This window comes from Mycobacterium adipatum (genome assembly GCF_001644575.1).
GTDB lineage: Bacteria > Actinomycetota > Actinomycetes > Mycobacteriales > Mycobacteriaceae > Mycobacterium > Mycobacterium adipatum.
In genome coordinates this window covers 1,377,500-1,396,178 of record NZ_CP015596.1, presented here as the reverse complement: position 1 = coordinate 1,396,178, position 18,679 = coordinate 1,377,500, and the positions used below count along the sequence as shown (strand labels likewise).

General features: G+C 68.7%; 23 protein-coding genes. 9 read left to right on the top strand and 14 right to left on the bottom strand.

Annotation, left to right across the window (positions count from 1 at the left end):
• The first annotated feature begins 2 nt into the window (after positions 1-2).
• Both A7U43_RS06510 and A7U43_RS06505 read left to right on the top strand, forming a co-directional pair.
• Positions 3-917 (top strand): MBL fold metallo-hydrolase, encoded by a 915-nt coding sequence (locus A7U43_RS06510; RefSeq protein WP_067992511.1) that lies wholly within the window; start codon positions 3-5, stop codon positions 915-917.
• The gene (locus A7U43_RS06505; RefSeq protein WP_067992509.1) at positions 908-2,140 is read left to right on the top strand and encodes an SLC13 family permease; all 1,233 of its coding nucleotides are present in this window, start codon (positions 908-910) and stop codon (positions 2,138-2,140) included. The genes A7U43_RS06510 and A7U43_RS06505 overlap by 10 nt, the downstream gene beginning before the upstream one ends.
• Here A7U43_RS06505 and A7U43_RS06500 read toward each other — a convergent pair.
• The 7 genes from A7U43_RS06500 to carD form a co-directional block, all read right to left on the bottom strand.
• A complete protein-coding gene (locus tag A7U43_RS06500) occupies positions 2,124-2,423 on the bottom strand; it encodes a thiocyanate hydrolase (RefSeq protein ID WP_231963599.1) in 300 nt (99 codons plus the stop codon). The two genes, A7U43_RS06505 and A7U43_RS06500, sit on opposite strands and share 17 nt — an antisense overlap.
• 56 nt (positions 2,424-2,479) lie before the next feature.
• On the bottom strand, positions 2,480-3,190 hold the full coding sequence (scnC, locus tag A7U43_RS06495) for a thiocyanate hydrolase subunit gamma (protein WP_067992503.1): 711 nt from the start codon (positions 3,188-3,190) through the stop codon (positions 2,480-2,482).
• Positions 3,191-3,212: 22 nt separating this feature from the next.
• Positions 3,213-4,055 carry an SH3-like domain-containing protein gene (locus A7U43_RS06490; protein WP_067992499.1) on the bottom strand — a complete coding sequence of 281 codons (843 nt, stop codon included), beginning with the start codon at positions 4,053-4,055 and terminating at the stop codon, positions 3,213-3,215.
• Positions 4,056-4,142: 87 nt separating this feature from the next.
• Positions 4,143-5,084, bottom strand: a complete 942-nt coding sequence (gene rlmB / locus A7U43_RS06485) for a 23S rRNA (guanosine(2251)-2'-O)-methyltransferase RlmB (protein ID WP_067992496.1) — start codon at positions 5,082-5,084, stop codon at positions 4,143-4,145.
• Entirely contained in the window at positions 5,084-6,487 is a 1,404-nt protein-coding gene (cysS, locus tag A7U43_RS06480) for a cysteine--tRNA ligase (protein WP_231963597.1), read from the bottom strand. Before cysS ends, rlmB begins: the two co-directional genes overlap by 1 nt.
• Positions 6,488-6,543: 56 nt before the next feature.
• The gene (ispF, locus tag A7U43_RS06475; protein ID WP_067992491.1) at positions 6,544-7,023 is read right to left on the bottom strand and encodes a 2-C-methyl-D-erythritol 2,4-cyclodiphosphate synthase; all 480 of its coding nucleotides are present in this window, start codon (positions 7,021-7,023) and stop codon (positions 6,544-6,546) included.
• Positions 7,024-7,055: 32 nt separating this feature from the next.
• Positions 7,056-7,544: an RNA polymerase-binding transcription factor CarD gene (gene carD, locus A7U43_RS06470; protein WP_067992488.1), complete on the bottom strand. Its 489-nt coding sequence runs from the start codon at positions 7,542-7,544 to the stop codon at positions 7,056-7,058.
• Positions 7,545-7,792: 248 nt separating this feature from the next.
• Between carD and A7U43_RS06465 the strand changes: the two genes are divergently transcribed.
• The 3 genes from A7U43_RS06465 to disA are packed head-to-tail and all read left to right on the top strand — an operon-like array spanning position 7,793 to position 10,944.
• Positions 7,793-8,386, top strand: coding sequence for a copper chaperone PCu(A)C domain-containing protein (locus tag A7U43_RS06465; RefSeq protein ID WP_418287676.1), 594 nt, complete (start codon positions 7,793-7,795; stop codon positions 8,384-8,386).
• 39 nt (positions 8,387-8,425) lie between these two features.
• On the top strand, positions 8,426-9,823 hold the full coding sequence (gene radA / locus A7U43_RS06460) for a DNA repair protein RadA (protein WP_067992485.1): 1,398 nt from the start codon (positions 8,426-8,428) through the stop codon (positions 9,821-9,823).
• 41 nt (positions 9,824-9,864) lie between these two features.
• Positions 9,865-10,944 (top strand): DNA integrity scanning diadenylate cyclase DisA, encoded by a 1,080-nt coding sequence (gene disA, locus A7U43_RS06455; protein ID WP_197500030.1) that lies wholly within the window; start codon positions 9,865-9,867, stop codon positions 10,942-10,944.
• Positions 10,945-10,955: 11 nt separating this feature from the next.
• Here disA and A7U43_RS06450 read toward each other — a convergent pair whose 3' ends face one another.
• Complete coding sequence (locus tag A7U43_RS06450; protein ID WP_067992480.1) at positions 10,956-11,741, bottom strand: hypothetical protein; 786 nt, start codon at positions 11,739-11,741, stop codon at positions 10,956-10,958.
• A 69-nt stretch (positions 11,742-11,810) separates the two neighbouring features.
• Positions 11,811-12,431, bottom strand: a complete 621-nt coding sequence (locus A7U43_RS06445; RefSeq protein ID WP_067992477.1) for a carbonic anhydrase — start codon at positions 12,429-12,431, stop codon at positions 11,811-11,813.
• Between A7U43_RS06445 and A7U43_RS06440 the strand changes: the two genes are divergently transcribed.
• Entirely contained in the window at positions 12,430-13,371 is a 942-nt protein-coding gene (locus A7U43_RS06440) for an HhH-GPD family protein (protein WP_067992474.1), read from the top strand. The two genes, A7U43_RS06445 and A7U43_RS06440, sit on opposite strands and share 2 nt — an antisense overlap.
• Here the strand turns inward: A7U43_RS06440 and A7U43_RS06435 are convergent.
• Positions 13,323-14,294, bottom strand: a complete 972-nt coding sequence (locus tag A7U43_RS06435) for a GlxA family transcriptional regulator (RefSeq protein ID WP_067992472.1) — start codon at positions 14,292-14,294, stop codon at positions 13,323-13,325. The genes A7U43_RS06440 and A7U43_RS06435 overlap by 49 nt on opposite strands.
• A gap of 71 nt (positions 14,295-14,365) precedes the next feature.
• Here A7U43_RS06435 and A7U43_RS06430 point away from each other — a divergent pair, with 71 nt between their 5' ends.
• Complete coding sequence (locus tag A7U43_RS06430; protein ID WP_067992469.1) at positions 14,366-14,620, top strand: hypothetical protein; 255 nt, start codon at positions 14,366-14,368, stop codon at positions 14,618-14,620.
• On the opposite strand, the gene A7U43_RS06425 is transcribed toward A7U43_RS06430, so the two are convergent.
• A complete protein-coding gene (locus A7U43_RS06425) occupies positions 14,594-15,388 on the bottom strand; it encodes an alpha/beta fold hydrolase (RefSeq protein WP_067992466.1) in 795 nt (264 codons plus the stop codon). The two genes, A7U43_RS06430 and A7U43_RS06425, sit on opposite strands and share 27 nt — an antisense overlap.
• Before the next feature lie 42 nt (positions 15,389-15,430).
• On the opposite strand from A7U43_RS06425, the gene mhuD reads away from it, so the two are divergent.
• Both mhuD and A7U43_RS06415 read left to right on the top strand, forming a co-directional pair.
• Positions 15,431-15,742 carry a mycobilin-forming heme oxygenase MhuD gene (mhuD, locus tag A7U43_RS30035; protein WP_067992463.1) on the top strand — a complete coding sequence of 104 codons (312 nt, stop codon included), beginning with the start codon at positions 15,431-15,433 and terminating at the stop codon, positions 15,740-15,742.
• Entirely contained in the window at positions 15,723-17,072 is a 1,350-nt protein-coding gene (locus A7U43_RS06415) for a serine hydrolase (protein ID WP_411289561.1), read from the top strand. Before mhuD ends, A7U43_RS06415 begins: the two co-directional genes overlap by 20 nt.
• Here the strand turns inward: A7U43_RS06415 and A7U43_RS06410 are convergent.
• Genes A7U43_RS06410 through A7U43_RS06400 form a run of 3 tightly spaced genes read right to left on the bottom strand, consistent with a single transcriptional unit; the run spans position 17,056 to position 18,644 of the window.
• Positions 17,056-17,607, bottom strand: coding sequence for a histidine phosphatase family protein (locus A7U43_RS06410; protein ID WP_067992461.1), 552 nt, complete (start codon positions 17,605-17,607; stop codon positions 17,056-17,058). The two genes, A7U43_RS06415 and A7U43_RS06410, sit on opposite strands and share 17 nt — an antisense overlap.
• Positions 17,604-18,404: a CbtA family protein gene (locus tag A7U43_RS06405; protein ID WP_067992458.1), complete on the bottom strand. Its 801-nt coding sequence runs from the start codon at positions 18,402-18,404 to the stop codon at positions 17,604-17,606. The genes A7U43_RS06410 and A7U43_RS06405 overlap by 4 nt, the downstream gene beginning before the upstream one ends.
• Positions 18,405-18,428: 24 nt before the next feature.
• Positions 18,429-18,644 carry a CbtB domain-containing protein gene (locus tag A7U43_RS06400; protein ID WP_067992454.1) on the bottom strand — a complete coding sequence of 72 codons (216 nt, stop codon included), beginning with the start codon at positions 18,642-18,644 and terminating at the stop codon, positions 18,429-18,431.
• Positions 18,645-18,679 lie beyond the last annotated feature (35 nt).

The window sequence follows — 18,679 nt, the reverse complement described above, 5'->3', positions numbered from 1 at the left end:
GCATGCGCCTGAAAGCCGGCCGGCCCGATATCGACGATTACGCACGGTACTTCGACCTGCCGCCGGCCGACTCGGCCGCGGCACCGACAGTGACCTGGGCCGGTGTCACCACACTGCTGATCTCCGATGGGACATCCGCGGTGCTGACCGACGGCTTCTTCAGCAGGCCGTCGCTGCTGCGGGTCGGGCTGGGCCGGATCGCACCCTCGGAGCCCCGCATCGACGGGTGCCTGAGCCGGCTCGGGGTGCGCCGCCTCGACGCGGTGCTTCCGGTGCACACCCACTTCGACCACGCCATGGACTCGGCGGTGGTGGCGCAGCGGACCGGCGCGAAACTCGTCGGCGGCGACTCGGCGGCACACGTCGGGCATCGGCTGCCCGGCGACCGCGTGGTGGTGGCCACCCCGGGGGAATCGATGCGCCTCGGCAATTTCGAGATCACCTTGATCGTGGGCGATCACTGCCCGCCGGACCGGTTTCCCGGTGTGATCGGGGCGCCGGTCGACCCACCCGTGCGGGCCTCGGTGTATCGCTGCGGGGAAGCCTGGTCCACCATGGTGGCGCACGTACCCAGCGGGCACCGGATGCTGGTCGTCGGCAGCGCCGGTTTTGTGCCGGGCGCGCTGGCGGGCCTGCGGGCCGAGGTGGTGTATCTGGGGATCGGGCAGCTGGGCCTGCAACCCGAGCGCTACCTGCTCGACTACTGGGCCGAGACGGTCCTCGCCGTCGGCGCGCGCCGCGTGGTGCTGATCCACTGGGATGACTTCTTCCGGCCCCTGGACCGCCCGCTGCGGGCGCTTCCGTACGCCGGTGACGATCTGGACGCCTCGATGCGCACGCTGACCGCGCTGGCCGCCGAGGACGGCGTCGCATTGCATCTCCCGACCCTGTGGCAGCCCACCGATCCATGGAGCTGACGCTTTCGGTTGCCGCCCTCGCCGCGGTGCTGGGTTTCGCGCTGTTGCGTCCACGTCGCCAGGCCCCCGTCGCGGTGGCCGCGGCGGCCGCCGTCGTCGGTGCCGGCGCGGTGTCCTGGCAGGACGCGGTCAGGGAAGTGAACGAGCTGGCTCCGGTGGTCGGCTTCCTGGCCGCGGTGCTGGTGCTCGCGCGGCTGTGCGATGACGAGGGACTGTTCCACGCCGCCGGCGTGCTGATGGCACGCGCCACCTCGGGTGGCCAAACCCGCTTTCTGGCTTCGGTGTTCGCGATCGCGGCGACGGTGACGGCCGTGTTGAGCCTGGATGCCACCGTCGTCCTGTTGACACCGGTGGTCCTGGCGACGGCACGGATGCTGGCGGTGCCGGCCCGTCCGCACGCCTATGCCACCGCGCACCTGGCCAACACCGCATCACTGCTGTTGCCGGTCTCCAATCTGACCAACCTGCTGGCGTTCAGCGCCGCCGGCCTGACGTTCCTGAAGTTCACCGCGACGATGGCACTGCCCTGGCTGGCCGCGGTGATCGTCGAATTCGTCTTGCTGCGCTGGATTTTCGCCAAGGACCTGACCGTGGCGCCCCAGCGCAGCGCCGTCGACGAGCCGCTGGACGTGCCGGTGTTCGCGCTCGTCGTGGTCGGGTTGACCCTGGCCGGCTTCGCGGTGACCTCGGCATTGGAGCTTTCCCCGGCGTGGTCGGCACTGGCCGGGGCCGTGGTCCTCGCGGTACGCGGTCTCATCACCCGCCACACCACCATGACCAAGATCGTGGTGGCACTGGATGTTCCGTTCCTGGCGTTCGTGCTGTGCCTGGGTGTCGTGGTGGCCGCGGTCATGACCAACGGACTCGAGTCGGCCATGCATCGATTGATCCCCGACGGGCAGGGGCTGCTGGCATTGCTGGCGATCGCGGCGATCGGCGCGGTGCTGTCCAACATCGTCAACAACCTGCCCGCCGTGCTGGTGCTGCTGCCGCTGGTGTCCTCGGCCGGGCCGGCCGCCGTGCTGGCGGTACTGATCGGGGTCAACATCGGGCCGAACCTGACCTATCCCGGCTCGCTGGCCAACCTGTTGTGGCGCGATGTCGTTCATCGCGCCGGGATGAGCGCACGTTTCACCGAGTTCGCCCGGGTCGGGCTGTGCACGGCGCCGCTGACCCTGATCGCCGCGGTGCTGGGGCTGTGGGCCGTCACCCGCTCGGGTTAGTCCCCGACTGCAGTCGGGCGCGGACACGGGCGAGGCGCTCTTCGAGTTCCGGCTCGGTGATGACACCCCGCGCCAGCAGCGAATGGGCAAGCGCCATCAGTTGGTTCTCCGGATAGGGCAGGTCGGCGTAGAGGGTCGCCGAAAGTGCGTCCTCCTCGTCGCGGCGCTCCTTGAAGGTGGGGACCGCGGCATCGCAGGTGGCGGCATCGAGGGCGTCGCACAGACCGTCCAGGCTGGTCTTCCACGGCGGAACCGGATTCTGCACCCCGTACTTGGCCGCCATCCGCGGCCACACATGTCCGCGCGTGACGATCTTCTGCAGCGCTTCGATCGGCGCGTTCACGGCCGGTCCGCGACGGGGTGCACGGCGGGGCGGGTATCGGTGATGACGTTGGTGCGCACCCCCACCTTCGGCAACGCGACACCGATCAGGCAGTCTCGTGTCACGATCTCGGCCAGCTGATCCTCGGTCCAGCCCTCGGTGCCCTCCGGACGCATCGGCAGCACCATGAAGCGGTGCTTCTGGTTGGAGTCCTGCACACGCACCTCGACGTCATCGGGTAGGTAGAGACCGAACTCGGCGAGCACCTGCCTGGGCCAACGGACCAGCCGCCGCCGGTAGTTCGGGGTGCGGTACCACTCCGGGGAGTTACCGAGGATGGGCCGGGGATAGCACGAACACAACGCGCAGACGATCACGTGGTGCAGGTTCGGGGTGTCTTCCAGGATCTGGAAGGCGGTGAAGTCGCTCGGTGTGCCGAACCCGGTGGGTTCCATCCAGTCGACACCGACCGCCTTGCTCGCCGCCATGGGTTCGGCAAGGGCGAGCGCCTTGAATTCGGGATCCAGCCAGGCCCGCGCCACCAGGTGCGCGGCCGGTGTCGGGCCGATCTGCTCGGCGAACTCGGTGAACCGGCGGTGCTCGGCGGCGGTGAAGATGCCCTTCTCGATGCACAGCTCGCGCAGCGCAACTTCGAGCACTTCGAAATCGGTGATCTCGTCCACCATCGGCGCGACGGTGCGCTCGTGATCGTGATCGTGCTCCGTCATGGCGAATCCCTTCTCGCAGAGATCAACCGGCCGCTCTGAGCCAGTGTTCGGGGATCTCGGTCTGCAACGTGTCGGCGCTGGTACCGGTGTAGCCGTGCCATAGCTGGGCCATGGTGAAACGCACCACGTAGAACCACTCCGGCGCCGCATCGGGGCGGTCCCAGGTCTCGTCCTCGGCGGCCGGGCTCTCGTAGGCCACCGCCGCGATCTCGCCGGTGGCACCGCGGACGTACTCCGGGGTGCGGGTGTAGAACAGCACCGGCAGCTCGTCGCGGACCACGACCCGGTCACCGACCCGGAAGGCCGGCGTACCGGCCTGTCCGGCGTACACCTGCGGATCGCCTTTGCCGACCGCGTGCAGGTGGTGGCTGTTGCGTTTGACCCCGGAACCGTCGCCTTCGAATCTCGGACGGGCCTCGATCGCGCGGCCGTCCAGCCCGCCGGCGTAGCGGGCCTTCACCTCGGCCATCCGCTCGGTGAGCTCAGTGAGCCCGATGTGGTGCTTCTCCACCAGGATTCGCGCCACCGACAGCAGCCACCGGCCGTAGTAGGGCAGACCGAGATACTCGGCGCGACCCACATCGACATTGCCGATCCGGCGCCGCTCCTCGGACAGCCAGATGCCCCGCCAGGCCAGCACCTCGCAGATCACGTAGGTCAGCTCTTCCCACGCCTCGTACTGCTTGTTCTCGTACTTCATCGGGGCGTCGGGTTCGCCGCCCACATCGTGAACCGGTTTGAGATAGGCCGCGATGCGCTCGTGATCGAGCAGATCAGGCGGCGGGGCGTCCGGCAGTTCGGGATAGGACGACTTGAGCCGGGCGACGAGTTCCAGCTGGGCGGCACGCTGCGCGGGAGTACTCATGGGACATCCTCGGGCTGCACTGAGGTGGGCCCACCGACCATAACCCGCACCGGCAGCGGCGCGCCGAGAAACGGAAAACGGGGTTTGCTAGCTGCGGCGCTGGCGGGCGATCTCGGCGAGGACCACGCCCGCTGCCACCGAGGCGTTCAGCGATTCGGTGGGCCCGGCCATCGGGATCGAGACGATGGCATCGCAATTCTCCCGCACCAACCGCGACAGGCCCTTGCCCTCCGAGCCCACCACCACCACCATCGGCCCGGAGCCGTCCAGGTCGTCGAGTTCGGTGTCGCCCTTGGCATCCAGGCCGACGATCTGCAGGCCGGCGTCCGACCAGCTGTTCAGGGTGCGGTTCAGGTTCGTCGCCCGCGACACCGGAAGGCGTGCTGCCGCACCGGCGCTCGTACGCCACGCAACCGCGGTGACCGACGCCGAGCGGCGCTGCGGGATGACCACGCCGTGCCCACCGAAGGCCGCCGTCGAACGGACGATCGCACCCAGGTTGCGCGGGTCGGAAATATTGTCCAGCGCCACCAGCAGCGCCGGGACGCTGTCGCGCTGGGCGGTCTTGAGCAGGTCGTCGGGATGGGTGTACGAGTACGGCGGCACCTGCAGCGCCAGACCCTGATGCAGCCCGTTGCTGGCGATCCGGTCCAGATCGTGCTTTTGCACCTCAAGGATCGAGATGCCGGTATCCGCCGCGCGCTGTACGGATTCGGTGATCCGCTCATCGGCGTCCACCCCGAGCATGACCCACAGCGCGGTGGCGGGCACCCCGGCGCGCAGACATTCCACCACCGGGTTGCGGCCGAGCACGACCTCGGTTTCGTCGGTCTTGCGATGCCGGCCCTGCGCGGCGCGCGCCGCCTTGGCCGCCTTCTTGGCGGCCGGATGATGCGGCCGGTCCTTGGCCGCCGGTGTCGCCTTCTTGCCCTCCAGACCGCGCCGCCGCACTCCGCCGGAACCGACCGTCGGCCCCTTCTTGGTGCCCTCTTTACGGACAGCGCCGCGGCGCTGTGAATTACCGGCCATCAGTTTTTCTTCCCGTCGGTTCGCTCGCTCAGGCCGTGCTCCGCTTCGGTCAGCGACCACTGGGGCCCGTCCGCGGTGTCGGTGACCTCGATGCCGGCCTCCTTGAGCCGGTCCCGGATGGCGTCGGCGGCTGCCCAGTCCCGTTTCTCACGCGCCTCGGCACGCCCGGCCAGCGCCCAGTGCACCAACACATCCACCGCGGCCAGCGCGGCGGAGGTCTCGTCGCGACTCTCCCAGCGCTCGTCGAGGGGGTCACAACCCAGGATGCCCATCATCGCGCGGATCGATTCGGCGGCGGCCATCGCGCCGTCGTGGTCACCGGCGTCGAGCGCGCGATTGCCCTCGGCACGGGCGGTGTGCACCTCGGCCAGCGCGATCGGCACCGACAGGTCGTCGTCGAGCGCCGCGGCGAACTTGTCGGTCCAGGTACCGATGCCGACCGCGCCCACCCGGTTGCGAACCCGGTGCAGGAAATCCTCGATACCGGTGTAGGCCTTGGCGGCGTCCGTCAGCGCGTTCTCGGAGAACTCCAGCATCGACCGGTAGTGCGCACTACCCAGGTAGTAGCGCAGCTCGGCGGCCCGAACCCGTTGCAGCACAGCGGGAATCGCCAGCACGTTGCCCAGCGACTTGCTCATCTTCTCGCCACCCATGGTGACCCAGCCGTTGTGCAGCCAGTACCGGGCGAAACCATCACCGGCGGCCTCGGCCTGGGCGATCTCGTTCTCGTGGTGCGGGAACACCAGATCCATCCCGCCGGCGTGGATGTCGAACTCGGCACCCAGGTACGCCTCGCACATGGCCACGCACTCGGTGTGCCAGCCCGGACGCCCGGGCCCCCACGGAGTGGGCCACGACGGTTCGCCGGGCTTCGCGCTCTTCCACAGCGTGAAGTCGCGGGGATCGCGCTTACCGGTCGCCACACCTTCGCCCTGGTGCACGTCGTCGATGCGGTGCCCGGAGAGCTTGCCGTACTCGGGCAGGCTGAGCACGTCGAAGTAGACGTCACCGCCACCCGCGTAGGCGTGGCCACGCTCGATCATCCGCTCGATCAGTTCGACCATCTGGGTGATATGCCCGGTGGCCCGCGGCTCGGCCGACGGCGGCAGCACCCCGAGTGCTTCGTAGGCGGCGGTGAAGGCACGCTCGTAGGTCGCCGCCCATTCCCACCACGGGCGGCCGGCGTCGGCGGCCTTGTTCAGGATTTTGTCGTCGATGTCGGTGACGTTGCGAATGAAGGCCACGTCATAGCCGTTCGCGGTCAGCCACCGCCGCAGCACGTCGAAGGCGACACCACTGCGCACGTGCCCGATATGGGGCAGCCCCTGCACGGTGGCGCCGCACAGATAGATCGAGGCGTGGCCGGGGCGCAACGGCACGAAGTCACGGACGGCCCCCGCCATCGTGTCGTAAAGCCGCAGTCCAGTCACGACGTGCCAGCTTACCGGCCTGTGCAGAGTTACTTTGCAACACCGACCACAAGCGCGGTCGCGATGGCCGCCAGGCCCTCACCGCGGCCGGTCAAGCCGAGCCCGTCGGTGGTGGTGGCCGACACCGAGACCGGTGCCCCGAGCAGTTCCGAGAGCAGGTTCTGCGCCTCGGTGCGGCGCGGCCCGATCTTGGGTCGGTTGCCGATCACCTGCACCGCGGCGTTACCCACTCGGAAACCGTTGGCGGTCAGCAGGGTGTGAACGTGGCGGAGCATGTCCGCTCCGCCCACCCCGTGCCACTGGGGTTGATCGGTGCCGAACACGGCACCGAGATCGCCGAGACCGGCCGCGCTGAGCAGCGCATCGCACAGCGCATGGGCGGCGACATCACCGTCGGAATGCCCGGCGCAGCCGTCGGCGTCGTCAAACAACAGGCAGAGCAACCAACACGGTCGTCCGGCCTCGATGGGATGAACGTCGGTCCCAAGACCGACGCGCAGATCCGTCACATCGTCGTTTCGTGGCGGCTGTTCGGTGGCGACTAGGACGCCGCCGCAAGCGCCTCTTCGAGAATGATCTCGGCCTTGGCGTCGACGGTGTTCTCGGCGAGCGCGAGCTCACCGACGAGGATCTGCCGAGCCTTGGCCAGCATGCGCTTCTCACCTGCGGACAGGCCACGCTCCTGGTCCCGGCGCCACAGGTCACGAACCACCTCGGCGACCTTGTTCACGTCACCGGATGCAAGCTTTTCCAGATTCGCCTTGTACCGGCGCGACCAGTTGGTCGGCTCTTCGGTGTGCGGAGCGCGCAGCACCTGGAAGACCTTGTCCAAGCCCTCTTGTCCGACCACATCACGCACACCGACATACTCGGCGTTATCAGCGGGAACACGAACAGTGAGATCTCCCTGCGAAACCTTCAGGACGAGATACTCTTTCTGCTCGCCCTTGATGGTCCGGGTTTCGATCGCCTCGATCAACGCAGCACCGTGGTGTGGATAGACAACGGTGTCTCCGACCTTAAAAATCATCAGTTTCGAGCCCCTTTCACAGCTCAATGTTAGCACGGGGCCCGGACACGCGGGGAACAACAATGCAGGTCAGGGGCATCGACGGCAAAGACTAGGGGTTGACACCGTGGCCGATACATGCACGTCGACGACGCTGCGGGCGTCCCCTCGGCACGGGTTCGCCGCCCAGGGAAGCCCTCGGCTACCGCGCCGCAAAGCCACCTACTACAGTGCATAGTCGAATCCGTCCGGTTGAGCAGGAGGCTCCAGTGGTCGCAGTGAACCGCTCCAACGTGCGCGCGTCCCGACTGGCCGCCGGCGCCCTGATCGCCGGTCTCGCGCTCACCGGCTGCAGCGCCGGTCAGGTGTCCCAGAGCGCCAATCAGCAACCCGCGGTCAACGGCACCGTCGACACCGTCGGCGACATCTCGCTGCGCAACGTGTTCCTGCGGGCGCCGCAGACCACCGACTACGTGCAGCCGGGCAGCGACGTCGAGCTCATCTTCGCCGCCGCCAACAACTCGGCGGACGCGTCCGACAAGCTGGTGTCGATCACCTCCGATATCGGCACGGTCGCCCTCACCGGTGACGCCGAGATCCCGGCCAGCGGCCTGCTGCTGGTCGGCGACCCCGACGGCCACGACGCGCTGGGCTCGATCGAGCGCGAGGACGAGGTTGAGGCGCAGGTCACCCTGACCAAACCGATCTCCAACGGCCTCACCTACGACTTCACCTTCACCTTCGAGCGCGCCGGCGCCACCACGTTCGCGGTGCCGATCTCGGCGGGCGAGGTTGCCCGTCGCGACGGCGAGCCCGTCCCGGGCGGATCCGGCGGCGGACACGGCGAAGCCGGCGGGCACTGAATCTGACGATCTGTCACCGGTGACGGCTACCGTCACAGCGTGGCTTCGAAAGTACGTTCGCAATTCCGGTGTTCGGAGTGCAGTCATGTGCTGCCCAAGTGGGTGGGGCGCTGCCCGGACTGCGGCACCTGGGGCACCGTCAACGAGGTTGTCGCACTCACCGCGCTGAACGGCAGTTCCACCCGCCGCGCCGTCGCACCGTCCTCGCCCGCGGTGCCCATCACCACGATCGATCCGGGGGTCACCCGGCACTTCCCCACCGGCGTCAGCGAGCTCGACAGGGTGCTGGGCGGTGGCCTGGTGCCGGGTTCGGTGACGCTGCTTGCCGGTGATCCCGGGGTGGGCAAGTCGACCCTGCTCCTTGAGGTCGCGCACCGCTGGGCCAGCGGTGGGCGGCGCGCGCTCTATCTGTCCGGCGAAGAGTCGGCCGGGCAGATCCGGCTGCGCGCCGAACGTACCGGGTGCACCCACGACGAGATGTACCTCGCCGCCGAATCGGATCTGCAGACCGCGCTCGGCCATATCGAACAGGTCAAACCCACCCTGGTGGTGGTCGATTCGGTGCAGACCATGTCCACCGCGGAGGCCGACGGTGTCACCGGGGGCGTCACCCAGGTGCGTGCGGTCACCACCGCGCTCACCTCGTACGCCAAGATGGCCCGCGCCGCGGACGGCGTCGCGGTGCTGTTGGTCGGTCACGTCACCAAGGACGGCGCCATCGCCGGACCGCGCTCACTGGAGCACCTGGTCGATGTGGTGCTGCACTTCGAGGGCGACCGGGCCTCGGCCCTGCGGATGGTGCGCGGGGTGAAGAACCGTTTCGGCGCGGCCGACGAGGTCGGGTGTTTCCTGTTGCACGACAACGGGATCGAATGCGTGGCCGATCCGTCCGGGTTGTTCCTGGATCAGCGCCCCGCCCCGGTGTCCGGCACCGCCATCACGGTCACCCTGGACGGCAAGCGACCGATGATCGGTGAGGTGCAGGCGCTGGTCGGCCAGGAGACCCCGAGCAATCCGCGGCGCGCGGTCAGCGGTATCGACTCCGCGCGCGCCGCGATGATCGCCGCGGTGCTGGAGAAACGCACCAAGCTGCGGCTCAGCCAGCGCGACATCTACCTGTCCACGGTCGGCGGGATGAAGCTGACCGACCCGTCCTCGGATCTGGCGGTGGCGATGGCCATTGCATCGGCCTACATCGATCTGCCGCTGCCGGCCACCGCGATCGCCATCGGTGAGGTCGGGCTGGCCGGGGATCTGCGCCGGGTCAGTGGGATGGACCGCAGACTCGCCGAGGCAGCGCGGCTGGGCTTCACCGACGCGATCGTGCCGCCCGGGGTCAAGGATGTGCCCGCCGGTCTGCGGCTGACCACCGCGGACAACATCGGCACGGCGTTGCGGGCACTCCGGTCGATCGACAACAATGGCGGCCGATCCTAGGAGGCTCGATGGCCGTGAAGTCCAGGGGCAACCGGAGCGTGGTGCATCTGGCCCGCCCCACGCTGCGCGAGACGCTCGGGCGGCTGGCGCCGGGCACCGACCTGCGGGACGGTCTGGAACGGATCCTGCGGGGCCGCACCGGCGCGCTGATCGTGCTCGGTTACGACGACAGCGTCGAGTCGATCTGCGACGGCGGTTTCAACCTCGACGTCCGCTACGCGCCCACCAAGCTGCGTGAGCTGTCCAAGATGGACGGCGCGGTGGTGCTCTCCAGCGACGGCGCCCGGATCTTGAAGGCCAATGTGCAGTTGGTGCCGGACCCGTCGATCCCCACCGACGAATCCGGCACCCGGCACCGCTCCGCGGAACGTGCCGCCGTGCAGACCGGCTATCCGGTCATCTCGGTCAGCCACTCGATGAGCATCGTCACGGTGTACGCGGCCGGCGAGCGGCACGTGGTGCCCGACACCCCCACCATCCTGTCCAGGGCCAACCAGACCATCGCCACACTGGAGCGTTACAAGTCCCGCTTCGACGAGGTGAACCGACAGTTGTCCACCGCGGAGATCGAGGATTTCGTGACGCTGCGGGACGTGATGACGGTGGCCCAACGCCTGGAGATGGTCCGGCGGATCAGCCTGGAGATCGACGCCGACGTGGTCGAGCTGGGCACCGACGGCCGTCAGCTCAAGCTGCAGCTGGAAGAGCTCGTCGGCGGTAACGACACCGCCCGCGAGCTCATCGTGCGCGACTACCACGCCAATCCGGACCCACCGAGTGCCGCCCAGGTGAGCGCCACCCTGGAGGAACTGGACGCGCTCTCGGACAACGAGTTGCTCGACTTCACCGCGCTGGCAAGGGTTTTCGGCTATCCGTCGACCCTGGATGCACAGGACTCCGCGCTGAGCTCACGCGGCTACCGGGCGATGGCGGGCATTCCGAGACTGCAGTTCGCCCATGTCGATTTGCTGGTCCGGTCCTTCGGTTCGTTGCAGGGTGTGCTCGCCGCCAGCGCCAGCGATCTGCAGTCGGTGGACGGTATCGGCTCGATGTGGGCCCGTCACATCAGGGAGGGGCTGTCCCAGCTGGCGGAGTCCACGATCGCCGACCAGCTGGCCTGACCCGGCTCGGCTCAGCCCGGGGCCTGTCCGTCACCCTCGTGCGGCAGCGCATCCGGCGGCGGAGCATCGGCCGGCGGCGCGGGGGCGGCCTCGGCCAGCACGAACGGCACCGAGGCCGACCGCAGATTGCCCAGCTGAACCAGCAGGTTGTAGGTCCCCGGACCGATCGGCTCGCGCGGCAGCGGGCAGTTGGGCGCCGAGCCCATCCCGGTCCAGGTCACCTCGGTGGTCACCTGCTCTCCCGGCGCGAACTCCTTGACCAGGGTTTCGTTGGACGGCGCGCAGTCCAGGTTCGACCACAGCCGGTTGTTGTCCAGCGAGTACACATAGGCGGCCAGGACGGCGGCGCCGACGTCGCGCTTGCAGGCGACCAGCCCGATATTGGTGACCACCATGGTGAACTTCGGCTGATCGCCCATCACGTAGTTCGGCGCGCTGGTGATGCCCTTGACCGCCAGGGTGGAGTCCGGGCAGTCATCGCCTTCCTGCAGCACCGGCGGCGGCACCACCGCGGTGACCGGCGTCGGCTGCGGCGGCGGCGCCTGGGCGGCCGGCGGCACGACCGGGGTCTTGACCCCGGGCTCCTCGCCCGGCAGCGGGGTGGGCGGGGCCTGTGCGGCTTCGGTATTGGCGGCCGGGTCGGCGGGAGCACTGTCGGACCCGGTGCTGTTGGACACCACGACGGCCACGATGGCGGCGACGATCGCGATCACGAGGACGGCGACACCTATGGCCAGCGCCCTGCGGCGCCGGTAGATCTCCGGTGGCAGCTGACGCGGGGGTTCGGTGTCTAGCACGGCCTCAACGGTAAGCCGCGCTCACGTGTAGTCGTTCGAGGCGTGTCGGCGTGTCGGGTGTGGTATCGGTCAGGCTTCGCCGATATCGCCCAAATGCTGGCGCAGCGCCACCCGCCCGTCGGCCAGGTGGTAGGTCAGCCCGACGATCGCCAGGGTGCCCGCCTCGACCCGCTCGGCGATGACCGTCGAGCGGGCCAACAGCTGCGCACCGGTCTCGGTGACGTGGCGGGCCTCGAACTCGTCGACCCTGGTCAGGCCGTCGCGGCGGCCCAGCAGGATCGACGGCATGACCCGCTCGACGATGTCGCGGACGTAGCCGCCGGGGATCTCGCCCTCGTCGAGCGCGTTGAGCGTGGCCTTCACCGCGCCGCAGCTGTCGTGCCCGAGCACCGCGATCAACGGCACGTTGAGCACGCCGACCGCGTATTCGATGGAACCGAGCACCGCCGAGTCGATGACGTGACCGGCCGTGCGGACCACGAACATCTCGCCGAGACCCTGGTCGAAGATGAGTTCGGCGGCCACCCGGCTGTCACCGCAGCCGAACAGCACCGCGGTCGGCTTCTGCGCCTCCGTCAGTCTGGCGCGGTCCTCGATCCCCTGGCTGGGATGCAGCGGCTTTCCGGCAACAAAACGCTCGTTACCCTCTTTGAGTGACTTCCACGCGGCGATGGGATTCGAGTTGGGCATGACCGGTATTGTGCCCGAGCCCGGTCCGGGTATCGAACCGGTGCACCTTCTCGCATGGTTCGACGAGGCCGAACGGGATCTTCCGTGGCGCAAGCCGGGGGTGAGCGCGTGGCAGATCCTGGTCAGCGAGTTCATGCTGCAGCAGACGCCGGTGAACCGGGTGGAGCCGATCTGGCTGGCCTGGGTGGCCCGCTGGCCGACGCCGTCGGCCACCGCAGCGGCCGGGTCGGCCGATGTGCTGCGGGCCTGGGGCAAGCTGGGCTACCCGCGCCGGGCCAAGCGGCTGCACGAATGCGCGGTCACCGTGTCCACCGAGCACGGCGACGAGGTGCCCTCCGACGTGGACACCCTGCTGACCCTGCCCGGCGTCGGGGCCTATACGGCGCGCGCCGTCGCCTGTTTTGCCTATCAGCAGCGGGTGCCGGTGGTGGACACCAATGTGCGCAGGGTGGTCTCGCGGGTCATGCACGGCTGCGCCGAGGCGCCGGCGAGTGCACGCGATCTCGACGAGGTGGCCGCGCTGTTGCCCGAAGACGCTACGGCGCCTCGCTTTTCGGCGGCCCTGATGGAACTCGGCGCCATCGTCTGCACGGCGCGCTCGCCCAAGTGCGGGTTGTGCCCGTTACCCGAATGCCGCTGGCGCAGCGCCGGGTATCCGGCCGCGGCGGCGCCGGCGCGGCGGGCGCAGCGGTACGCCGGCACGGATCGGCAGGCCCGCGGGCGTCTGCTCGACGTGTTGCGCGCCAGCATCACACCGGTCACCCGGGCTCAACTGGATGTCGCGTGGCTCTCCGATCCCGCGCAACGCGACCGGGCACTGGATTCACTGCTGGTCGACGGTCTGGTCGAGCAGACCGCGGCCGGCCTGTTCGCCCTTGCCGGCGAAGGCGGTCAGGCCGTTTCCGCACAGGCGTTCTCGCAGGAGAAGCGGCGCCGGTAGTCCGAGGGCGTCACCCCGATGACGCGCCGGAAGTGGTGGCGCAGCAGCGTCGCGGTGCCGAACCCCGATCGGTCGGCGACCCGGTCGATGTCCAGGTCGGTCTCTTCGAGTAACCGGCGGGCATACAGCACCCGCTGGTCGGTCACCCACTGCATCGGGGTGCGCCCGGTCTCGTCGACGAACCGCCGGGCGAAGGTGCGCGCCGACATGTTGGCGCGGGCGGCCAGACTGGCGACGGTGTGCGGCTTGCCCAGGTTGGCGAGTATCCAATCGAGTTGCGGTGCAAAGCCTTCCGAGTAGCGCACCGGTATCGGCTGATCGATGTACTGGCGCTGGCCGCCGTCACGCTGGGGCGGCACCACCATTCTGCGGGCGATCTTGTTGGTGACCTCGGCGCCGAGTTCACGGCGCACCAGGTGCAGGCAGGCATCGATGCCCGCGGCGGTACCCGCACTGGTGATCAGGTTCCCGTCGTCGACGAACAACACATTGCGGTCCACCCGCGCCGTCGGATGGGCGGCAGCCAGCTCATCGGCATGCATCCAGTGTGTGGTGCACGGCCTGCCGTCGAGCAGACCGGCCGCGCCGGCCAGAAACGCCCCGGAGCAGACCGTCAGCACGGTCGAACCCGAGTCGACGGCCCGCCGGACCGCGGCCAACGCTTCGGGCGCGTAGTTCGAACCACTGATGGCCGGGATGGCCACCAGATCCGCCCCGACCAGGTCATCGAGGCCGTGGTCCGGGATCAGCGTGGCACCCACGGCGGTGCGAACGGGCCGGCCGGCCTCAGGTCCGCACACCTTGAAATCGAAGTTCGGCACGCCGTCGGATGAGCGGTCGATGCCGAACACCTCGCAGATCACCCCGAACTCGAAAATCGCTAGACCGTCGAGCACCAGCACCGATACGCTGCTAATCGCCATGGCAGCATTTTATCTCAAGGTGTCATTCCTGCCACTGTTGGCGGAATCTTTATAAACGGAGACTTACTGCCATGACCACCGCATTGATCACCCTGCTCATCCTGGCGCCGTTCGTGCTGGCCGCGGGCCTGGCCTGGACGGCGCACCGCGAAGGCAAGCTCCGGTTCACCCTGGACCAGTTCCGCATCGCCGCGCCGCTGGCCGGCAGCTTCCACGCCGAGGACCGCGACTCGCTGCGCTGCGCGCATGACCTCGACGCCATCCGGACCCGCTTCGAGGACCAGCCGAACTGGCCCGCCTCAAGCGCCTCCGGCGAGCGCCGTTAGGAACGACTCGACGGCCCCGCGGTACACCTCCGGCGCATCATCGTGGATCAAGTGCCCGGCCCCGGGAACCTGCAGATACGTCGTCCGGAAACCGGTCTCGTGCATGCGCAGCATCTGCCCCGGGGGCGCGACGGTACCGCCGGCCTCCAGCAGCAGCACCGGGGCACGCACCGCCTGCCACTGCCGCCAGTAGTCGCGGATCCCCCACTGCGCGGCGATCTCGATCCAGCGCGCGGGGTGCCCGTGCAGCCGCCAGCCCGACTCGGTGCGGTCGAAGGCCTCCAGGAAGTACTGCCCGGCCACCGGCCCGAACGCGTCATAGACCTGCTGCGCCGAGTCGAACTCCACGGGCAGCGCCTGCAACCAGGGCTCCCACGGCCCGGTGGTGCGCCCCCGGAAGTCGGGTGCCATGTCCTCCACCACCACCGCGGTCACCAGATCCGGGCGTTCGGCGGCCAGGCACCAGGAGTGCAGTCCACCCATTGAATGCCCGATCAGCGTCGCCGGGCGGCCCAGCGAGGCCACCGCGGCACCCAGATCCTCGACGAACCGCTCGGTGCTGATCGGATGCGGGTCGGTGACCTCGCGGCCGCGGTGCCACGGCGCGTCGTAGGTGTACACCGGGCCGAATCGGGACAGCCACGGGATTTGCCGCGACCACGTGCTGCCACGCCCCATCAGACCGTGCACCAGGACCAGCGGCGCGGCGGCGCCTCCGTCCGGGCCGTCGTCGGCGCCACCACGACGAACGAGTGAAACGCTGTGCATGCCGACATCCTGCCGCGACCAGGCCCGGGTAGCCTGAACCCCATGCCCGTCGTGAAGATCAATGCCATCGAGGTACCCGCCGACGCAGGCCCCGAGCTGGAGAAGCGGTTCGCCCATCGCGCGCACGCCGTGGACAACCAGCCCGGATTCCTCGGCTTCCAACTGCTGCGCCCGGTCAAGGGTGAGAGCCGCTATTTCGTGGTCACCCAGTGGGAGTCCGACGAGGCGTTCCAGGCGTGGGCCCAGGGCCCGGCCGTGGAGGCGCACGCCGGCCAGCAGACCAAACCGGTCGCCACCGGCGCATCGCTGCTGGAGTTCGAGGTTGTGTTGGACGTTGCAGGGACCGGCAAGTAGCACGCCGCGGCGCGCGTTCGGTATCACCGCGCTAGCCACCGCCGCAGTTCTGCTGGCCACCGGCTGTGCGCACACCGGGCCACCGGTGGCCGAAGCCGCCTACGGCATGCACATCGACACCAACACCCCGCAGGGCCTGCGCGCCAAGCAGCTGCTGGACATGGTCAACTCGGACTGGCCGATCGGCACGGTCACCGTCGGAACCCTGGCCATACCGGGAATGATCGAACCGGTCGGCGCGGCAATGGACCGGCTGTGGGCAGACCGTCCGATCACCGTGACCGCCATATCGCTGGGAGCCGGGCAGGCCACGCTGCACGTGCGCAACTCCTACGACGTCGGCCAGACCATCCACCTACGCACCAGTGACGACGGGCTGGTCGACCGGTTCGAGGTCGACATCGACCGGCCGGAGATCGGGCAGTGGTCGGACATCGATGCCGCGATCCGGGAGTCCGGCGCCGACTACGCCTACCAGGTGTCGAAGGTGTCCGGCGGCGCGTGCACCACGGTGGCCGGCACAGACGTCGACCGGTCGATGCCGCTCGCGTCCATCTTCAAGCTCTACGTCCTGCTGGCGGTCGCCGAAGCGGTCAACGCCGGCACCTTGACATGGCATGAGCAGCTCACCATCACCGAGGCCAACAAGGCAGTCGGCTCCGCCGGCTTCAACGATCTTGAACCCGGCGCCAGGGTATCCGTCAAAGATGCTGCACAGCAGATGATTTCGGCGAGCGACAATATGGCCACCGATATGCTGATGGCGCGGCTGGGTCCCGCCGCACTGCAGCACGCCCTGCGGACCGCCGGCCACCATGACCCGGCATCGATGACACCGTTCCCCAGCACCTACGAGTTGTTCGCCATCGGCTGGGGTAAGCCCGATGTCCGCGAGGAATGGAAGACCGCCACCCGGGCGCACCGCGCCGAGATGCTGGCGCACACCAGAGCTGTTCCCTACGAACCGGATCCGATGCTCAACCGCACCCCGGCCTCGCCCTACGGCATCGAGTGGTACGGGACTCCGATGGACGTCTGCCGGGTGCACGCCGCACTACAGGTCGCCGCACACGGGCCGGCCGCACCGGTGCGCCAGATCCTCTCCGCCACCCCCGGCATCGAACTCGACCGCGCGAAATGGCGCTACATCGGCGCCAAGGGTGGCAACCTGCCCGGCGACCTCACGTTCAGTTGGTATGCCGAGGACCGCGACGGGCAGGGCTGGGTGGTCAGCTATCAGCTCACCTGGCCGCGGTACCGCAGCCTCACCGCGGCCACCTGGCTGCAGTCGATTGCCATGCAGTCGTTCGGGCTCATCCCGGCGACCTGAGCGTCCAGGCGTGCCCGCGGTAATGCATGGCGGTGCTGCTGGCGGGCTCGATATCGATGCGCCAGAATGACTTCGGCGGCGCATTGAGCACGTTGAGGATGGCCGCACGGATGACGGCCGGGTGCGTGACGGCCAGGACGCGCCCGCGCCGCTGCGCCATGGAGCCCATCCACACGTCCACGCGCCGGCACAGATCGACGATGGATTCGCCGCCGTGCGGAGCGGACGACGGGTCGGTGAGCCAGACTGTCAGGTCGGCCGCGTCGACTCCGTCGAGGGCGCAACCGCGCCAGCGACCGTGGTCGAGATCGGCGATGCCGGACTCGACGGAGGCCGCCACACCCAGCAGGCCCGCGGTCTGCACCGCGCGCTGCTCCGGTCCGCAAACCGCTTCGTCAAACGACCCGAGCCCCGCACGGACGCCGACCTGACGCCGGCCGAGACCGTTGAGTGGCTCGTCGGTGGGAAATCGTCCGGCTGCCATCGCGTCGGTCATACCGTGCGCGACCAGGGTCAGCCGGACGACCTCACTCACACAATTACTTCGGCGCGGTTTCTCTGATCCAACAGACGCGATACCAGTGCGGCGAACACCAGACCGATCGTCGTCCACATCACGACCTGGGTGCCCAGCGAGTACAGCCGGAACTCGTAGAGATCGTCGGCGGGGAAGGCACCGAACAGGATCGTCCCGGCGTCATCGGTGATCGGGCCGGGCGTCTCGGAGATGCTCGGCATCAGCAGGAACACCACGGCCATCGACGCCACGTAGTCGCCGGCGCCGAGCAGGGATGCGTTCCAGACACCGAACTTGCGCGTCAGCTTGCGGGCCAGCAGCACCGAGCCCACCAGTAATGCCGCCGACAGCACGGTCAGCAGCAGGTACAACAGGGTGCGCTGCTGGATGGTCTCGTCCAGGCTGACCGCCGGCGGGTTCGGCGGATACTTCAGCGACGGCACGATCCACAGCGAGATCAGCATGCCGCCGGCCAGCAGCACCGCCGTCGCGCGGGCCGAGAGGCTGCCGATGCGCCCGTATGCAACGCAGAAGAGCACCGCGAGCAGCGCCCCCATCGCGACGCTGAACGCCACCAGACCGAAGCCCAGGCCGATCGTGGACTGCACGGTCCGGGTGATCTCGATGCCACCGCCGGCACCGTGCTCGTGGGCATGGCCGCCGTGCTCGATGGCCTCATGGGCTGCGCTGACACCGTCCTCGAACTCGATGGCACGGTCGATGACCGGCTCGATGAAGACCCAGGACCAGATGAATGCGAGTACGCCGCCGAGGGCGCCGGCCAGCAGGCCGCGCCCGATGATTCGTTTCTCCATCGGAGTGGTTTCTACTTCCGGCGTCTAGTGGCAGGGGTAGCCGAGCAGATGCCGGGCGTCGTGCACGAACTCATGGATGACGGTGTTGGCGCCGAAGACCGACGTCGCACCCTGATCCATCCCGACGAAGTAGAGCACCAGCAATGCCAGGAAGGCGGTCGCCGACAGCCACACCACCGCGGAAACGGCGGACAGGTCGATGGCGCGGGCGGGCGTCTTGGAAGCCTCAGCAGAAGTCATATCCGGTCCTTTCGGGAGTTCGCGTCCCAAGTCGA